At 67.4% G+C, this 6,022-nt stretch carries 6 protein-coding genes; 4 read left to right on the top strand and 2 right to left on the bottom strand.

Features of this window, described 5'->3' with window-relative positions; all coding sequences use genetic code 11:
• Position 1: 1 nt before the first annotated feature.
• Complete coding sequence (locus AB0K12_RS17130; protein ID WP_364561390.1) at positions 2 to 1,558, bottom strand: alpha/beta hydrolase; 1,557 nt, start codon at positions 1,556 to 1,558, stop codon at positions 2 to 4.
• 186 nt (positions 1,559 to 1,744) lie between these two features.
• On the opposite strand from AB0K12_RS17130, the gene AB0K12_RS17135 reads away from it, so the two are divergent.
• The 4 genes from AB0K12_RS17135 to AB0K12_RS17150 all read left to right on the top strand — a co-directional run bounded on the left by AB0K12_RS17135 (position 1,745) and on the right by AB0K12_RS17150 (position 4,769).
• A complete protein-coding gene (locus AB0K12_RS17135) occupies positions 1,745 to 2,920 on the top strand; it encodes a histidine kinase (protein ID WP_364561392.1) in 1,176 nt (391 codons plus the stop codon).
• Positions 2,917 to 3,588 (top strand): response regulator transcription factor, encoded by a 672-nt coding sequence (locus AB0K12_RS17140; protein ID WP_364561395.1) that lies wholly within the window; start codon positions 2,917 to 2,919, stop codon positions 3,586 to 3,588. The genes AB0K12_RS17135 and AB0K12_RS17140 overlap by 4 nt, the downstream gene beginning before the upstream one ends.
• Before the next feature lie 96 nt (positions 3,589 to 3,684).
• Entirely contained in the window at positions 3,685 to 4,206 is a 522-nt protein-coding gene (locus AB0K12_RS17145; protein WP_364561397.1) for a hypothetical protein, read from the top strand.
• Between the two features lie 197 nt (positions 4,207 to 4,403).
• The gene (locus tag AB0K12_RS17150; RefSeq protein WP_364561399.1) at positions 4,404 to 4,769 is read left to right on the top strand and encodes an integrase core domain-containing protein; all 366 of its coding nucleotides are present in this window, start codon (positions 4,404 to 4,406) and stop codon (positions 4,767 to 4,769) included.
• A 317-nt stretch (positions 4,770 to 5,086) separates the two neighbouring features.
• On the opposite strand, the gene AB0K12_RS17155 is transcribed toward AB0K12_RS17150, so the two are convergent.
• Positions 5,087 to 5,773, bottom strand: coding sequence for a hypothetical protein (locus AB0K12_RS17155; RefSeq protein WP_364561402.1), 687 nt, complete (start codon positions 5,771 to 5,773; stop codon positions 5,087 to 5,089).
• Positions 5,774 to 6,022 lie beyond the last annotated feature (249 nt).

Consider the following 6,022-nt stretch of genomic DNA (forward strand, 5'->3'; position numbering starts at 1 on the left):
GTCAGGGCCGGGGGCCGTCGCAGGAGACGTCCTTGGCCGGCAGGGTTCCCTTGATCAGGAACGCGACGGTGGCCTTGTCGGCGCAGGCCGATCCGGTGCCGTAGACGAAGTGGCCGCCGTGCTCGACGCCGAGGAAGCCGGCGCGGTCACCCAGGGCCCTGCGCATTCCCCGGCCCGCGGCCCACGGTGTGGCGTTGTCGCGGCGGTTCTGCAGGATCAGGATGTTACGCGCGCCGCGCGAGGTGATCCTGACCACCGGCTCGATCGGCTTCCGCGACCAGAACGCGCACGGCAGGACGTTGTTGGGCATGCCCGCGCTCAGCGGGTACTTCGCGCGGGCGGCCGCGGTGGCGTCGGCGTAGGAGCCCACCGTGCGCGACCAGGTGGTGTCGCCGCAGAGCATGGCCAGGACCATGGTGGCCTGGTTGTCCGCCGGCACGCCCTTCGTTGCCGGGGTGTCGGCGAGAACCTGCCGGAGCACGGCGACGTCCGCGTCCGCCGGGGCCTTGCCGGCGGACAGGTCGGCCGCCGCCTTCCAGAACCGGGTGAGCGGGGCGAGCATCTCGTTGCGCTGCAACATCTGGTACGTGACGCCGCGTAGCAGCGCACCGCTGATGGCCACCGATGTGCCCGGCATCGTGGCCGGCTCGCGGTCGAGACGGTCGGCCAGCGCCAGGAAGGTGTCGGTGACCTCGCCGGCGGTGCCGCCCAGCCCGAGGTCGGCGTCGTTCGCCGCGGCCACGCGGGCGGCGTCAGGGAACCGGTCGTTCATGCCCTGGTTCCAGGTGTTCAGCATCTTCGCCCACACCTTGGCCGGGTCGACGTTGCCCTCCAGCACCATCCGGTCGGTGTTGCGGGGGAACAGTGAGGCGTAGACCGCGCCGAGGTAGGTGCCGAACGACTGACCCCAGAAGGAGATCTTCCGCGCCCCGAGCGCTTGGCGGATGCGATCCATGTCGCGCGCTGTGTTCGCGCTGTTGAAGAAGCGAAGCTTGCCACCGATCGTGGCGCACTGCCGGGCGACGGCGCGCGCGGTGGTGACGTTGCCCGCGATCGAGCCGCCGGCGCCGGGGTAGGGGAAGATGGTGAGCAGGCTGCTGCCGGACAGACCGCAGCTCATCGGGGTGCTGTGGCCGACGCCGCGCACGTCGAACCCGATCAGATCGTAGGAGTCCCGCACCCCTTTCGGGAGCGTGAGTGCCATCTGGCCGGGCATGTCCAGGCCCTGCAGTCCCGGACCACCCGGGTTGAACAGCAGGTCGCCGCGCTTCTTGCCGGGCTTGGCGGTGGCGATCCTGGAGACCGCGACGGTGATGGTCTCTCCGCCGGGGTGGCGGTAGTCCAGAGGCACCTTGACCGTGCCGCAGGTTTGCCTGGGGTCTCGTCTGGCGCCCGGCGCGGGTTCCGGGCACTTACCCCATTTGATCGAAGTCTGGACGTGACCGGCGGTCGGCACGGCCCTGGCGTCGGCCGGTTGGCCGCCGATCACCGCCCCCGTTGCCGCGACCGCGGTGAGGGCGCCGGCGGCGGCGACGCGTACGCGGATGGTGTTTCCCATGGTGCAGTCCTCCGAATTGCCGATGTGCCGCGATCTGACTTCGCGGTTGACCGTGGTTGCGGCCGCTGATGAAAAGGTAGGAGTGGGCGGCCCTGTCCCGAATCACTGCGTTGCGGACATTGCGTGTAGCTCACATGAGGGACAAGCGCGGCAATATCGGGATCAGGGATCGCTAGGCTCTGACCTATGTCGGGGACCTGTGCCAGCGACCGGTTGCGGAGATTGCGGGAGGTGCGGCGCGTCTACGACGCCACGGTGTGGGACCGGTGGCTGGCCGTCGTGTGCACCGGGCTGGCGTTCGTGCCGGCGCTGTCGATCATGAGCGTCGAGTTCGGCGACCGGTCAGGACGTCCGGCCGACGCGTTCCAGATCGTCCTGATCCTGGCGCAGACGGTGCCTCTGGCCGTGCGGACCCGATGGCCTGCCGCGTGTCTGGCGATCAGTGGCACGGCTTTCGTGCTCCACGAGACGCTCGGCTACCCGATGCAGTTCGGCACCGTGACGGTGTACATCGCGCTGTACTCGGTGGGCGCGCACCAGGAGCGATTCCGGCGCGTCATCGCCGCCGTGGCATCGGCCGCGTACGTCGCGCTGTGCGTGGCCATAGTTCTGCTCGGCTCACCGCTTCTGCAGAGCGACTTCCTGATCTTCTACCTGCTTTTCGCCGCGTGCTGGCTGGTCGGCGCCTTCGTACGCGGGCAGCGGCTCCAGGAGGCCGAGCGACGCAGGCTCGCCGCCGAGGCCGCGGCCGCCGCGGAGCGGGCGCGCATCGCGCGGGAGCTGCACGACGTGGTGACCCACCACGTCACCGGCATCGTCGTGCAGGCCGACGCCACGCAGTTCGTGGCCACCTCGCCGGAGCGGGTGGTCACGGCACTGTCCACGATCGGCGGCGCCGGCCGCCGAGCCCTGGCCGAACTGCGGGCTCTGCTGGACGTGCTGGAGGCGACAGGAGAGTCGGCCACACCCGTCGTGGGCAGCGTGCGAGACCTGGTCGAACAGACCCGAAGCGGCGGCCAGCCGATCGAGCTGGTGGAGGACGGCGACCAGCCGTCGCTTCCGGCCGCCGTGGGGCTGGCCGTGTACCGGGTGGTGCAGGAGGGCCTGACGAACGCCGTCAAGTACGCAGAAGGCCGACCCACCACCGTTCGCATCGGCTACCGGGACGACCGGGTGGAGGTCGAGGTGACGAATGCCGCCGCCGCGGTCCCCGTCGGCGCGAGAAGCAGCCTCTCCGGCGGGCGCGGCCTGGCCGGACTGCGCGAGCGGATCGGCGTGCTGGGCGGCTCGCTGGCCGCAGGCGAGCAGCCGGACGGCGGTTTCCGAGTCTCCGCGTCGATCCCCGTGGGCGGTGCCGCATGACCATCCGTCTCGTGATCTGCGAGGACCAGGAGGTCGTCCGTACCGGCTACGTGACGGCGTTCGACGCGCAGCCGGACATGGCGGTGGCCGGCGTGGCCGCCGACGGCCCTGCCGCGGTCGAGGCGGTCACCAGCCTGAAGCCCGACGTGGTGATCATGGACATCCACATGCCGCTGATGGACGGCATCGAGGTGACGAGGCGCATCGCCGGCCCCGGTGTCGTGGCGCCGCCGAAGGTACTGGTGGTGACCACGTTCAACGTGGACAAGTACGTCTACGAAGCCCTGCGTGCCGGAGCCAGCGGCTTCCTTCTGAAGGACGCCCCTCTACTGGAGCTGGTGAACGGCGTCCGCACCGTCGCCCGGGGAGAGTCCCTGCTGTCCCCCACCGTGACCCGTACCCTGATAGGCCGCTTCGCCGACCGCCTCCGCCCGGCCGCCCCCACCCCCGACGAGGATCCGCTGGCCGTCCTGGCTCCCCGCGAACGCGAGGTACTGCGGCTGATCGCCCGCGGCCTCTCCAACGCCGAGATAGCCGCGGAACTGGTCATCAGCTTCGAGACCGTCCGAACCTACGTCTCCCGGATCCTCACCAAACTCGACCTACGCGACCGCGTCCAGGCCGTGGTCTTCGCCTACCGCACAGGCTTCGCCGACGACGACCGCTGAACCGGCAGGCACCCTTCCGAGCCGACCGGAACCTACGGATCATGCACGACCATGAACGGCAGGAAAATGTCAGTTCATGATCGTAGGCTGCCGGCCATGACCGATCCTCGCACCGTGTCGTTCGATCTCGGCGTGCACTACGGACAGGCGTACCTCGTCGACGACACTGACGACGCCATGGGCCCCGAGGGATTACCCGCCGATCATCCTGAGCATCCCGTCGGGATCATACGGGTGGATGACGGCGGAGCCTTCCTGATCACGGGCCTGCACACGGGAGTGGTCGGTTTCGCGGTGACCGTGGCCGGCCACGACCCAGGGGCGGACACCGACGGATACGAGGACATCGTGGAGATCAGCTTCAATTCGGACGCCGGAGAGCTGTCCCTGCACGAGTGGGGCGACGCGGACGTTCACGAACTCCCTACGCTGCCCGCGGGGCCGGGCTGGTACCGACTGCGCTACCACGCGCAGAACATGGACGAGGCCGCGGAGGTGGATAGTTCCGACGAGATCATCGACCGTTATCTCCTGCAGATCTGGCCTCAGGACGAGTCGGCACCGCGCGTGATCAAAAGCACTAGCGGAAAGCTCGCTTACTGGCGCGCGCCGCGCTGACGCCCACGAGGCTCCGCTGTCCATGGGGATGGTCGACAGATACCGGCCGGTCCCTGTGGGTGCCCGAAACTCGGCCGTTGGGGTTGACCTGGGGTTCGGCGTTTCTGTTCTGGCGGGGCATGATCGCTCTTCATGGCGTTGCGGTTGCTTGATCTGATCTTCGCTCGGCTCGCGGGTTGGCTGGTGCTGTTGGGGCGATGATCGAGCTGGGGGACAGAGCGGAGGGGTTCACCTTCCTCATCCGTGATCGGGATACGAAGTTCACCACCATGTCCGACGGCGTCTTCATGGGCGCAGGCATCCGTATCCTCAAGACGCCACCTCGAACTCCGCGGGCCAACGCTTTCGCCGAACGCTGGATCGGCGGCCTGCGCCGAGGACTCCTCGATCGGATCCTCATCGTCAACGCCCGCCGCTTACGACGCGTGCTGGCGATCTACGAGACCCACTTCAATGAGCATCGCCCGCATCGCTGCCTGGCCAGGCCGCCCCGCTGCGAGCCCTTCCCGACCCGGTCGAGGACGATATCAAGGTCATCCGGCGTGACCGCCTCGGTGGGCTGATCCACGAATATGTGCAGGTCGCATAGGGCGGCCGAGTTCTTGGCACCCACACCCGTGCCGAAGAGCATCGGGCGAGCATGAACTCGGCCATATTCGCCTCACATCAGGCGTACGAGAACCGAGAAACCCCAGGTCAGATAGGGTGTGGAGTAGGAGGGCGCCCGGGGCTCGAACCCGGAACCTACGGATTGAAAGCACGGATGATCTTAGTTCCGGGACGTTCTATGTGGACCAGCGGGGCGGGGCGACCTGCATGGAATCCCTCGAACGGATCAGAACTGCAACTCAAACTGCAACTCGTCTGCGCAGCGGCAAGATCAGGGTGAGACGAGATCGTCATGCATGAGTGCCGGGTCCCGATCGAGCACTTGAGCGTGATTCGTCTCGGTGTCCACCGCCACGAACAGCGTGGCCTTCTTGCGCCATCGGATCGGCTTGAGCCGGGACGAGAAGATGAAGATCACGTGCGGTCGTAGCCCTTGTGGACCAGGGATCTCCTCGACCAAGTGCCATCGACCCTCTTCCCATGCCTCCTTGTCGTGCCCCCGCGCAGCCAGTGCCGCCTCTGCTGCTGGTCGGAACTCCTTGCGGATGCGCTTACCGAGCATGGTCGCTTGGTCGTACTTGTCGTGATCTCCATGATCAGGGAAGAGATGGCGGTGGTCGTAACCAACCTCGCGGAAGGCATCCCGCAACCACTGCCGTTTCTCTGGCCCCGCAGTTCTCCAGGTATAGGTCAGACTCCAGGAGACGTTCTCGTGCGATATCGGTCGTCGAACCATGCTGGCCAGGCACATCGGAAGCTGGTCGCCAAGGTCAGACAGCAGGTGGATCTTGTGGAGGTACTCCTTCGCTTTGGGCGACGTGGCAGCGTCCTCCAACCAGAGCGGATCGCGGAATCGAACTATGTAGCGGATGTCAAGAAAGGCTTGATGGATCACCCGCGCGAGAGCCTCTTCGGCTCCCGGCGGATAGGGAGCGTGTTTCCGCCCCGTGCTGCCCATCGCGTCACCTTCCCCCGTCTGATCGTCCCGTCGCCATCGTCCCACCCGGCAGGGAAGCGGGCCAAGGACCAGGGGCGAAGGTGGTAAGAGTGGCTTTCACCGTTGCTCCCACGGGCCACGGCGCTTTGCCCGCGTCCTCGACAAATGATCTACTGGTCGCGTCCCCGGAGCGGTGTAAATAGCTCGACGAGGTAGGTGCCGTGGGTGGATCTTAGGCGGCCTCGGTGGCGGATGCCAAGGCTGGGTCGT

It is taken from the genome of Nonomuraea sp. NPDC049419 (assembly GCF_040676995.1).
Taxonomy (GTDB): Bacteria; Actinomycetota; Actinomycetes; order Streptosporangiales; family Streptosporangiaceae; genus Nonomuraea; species Nonomuraea salmonea.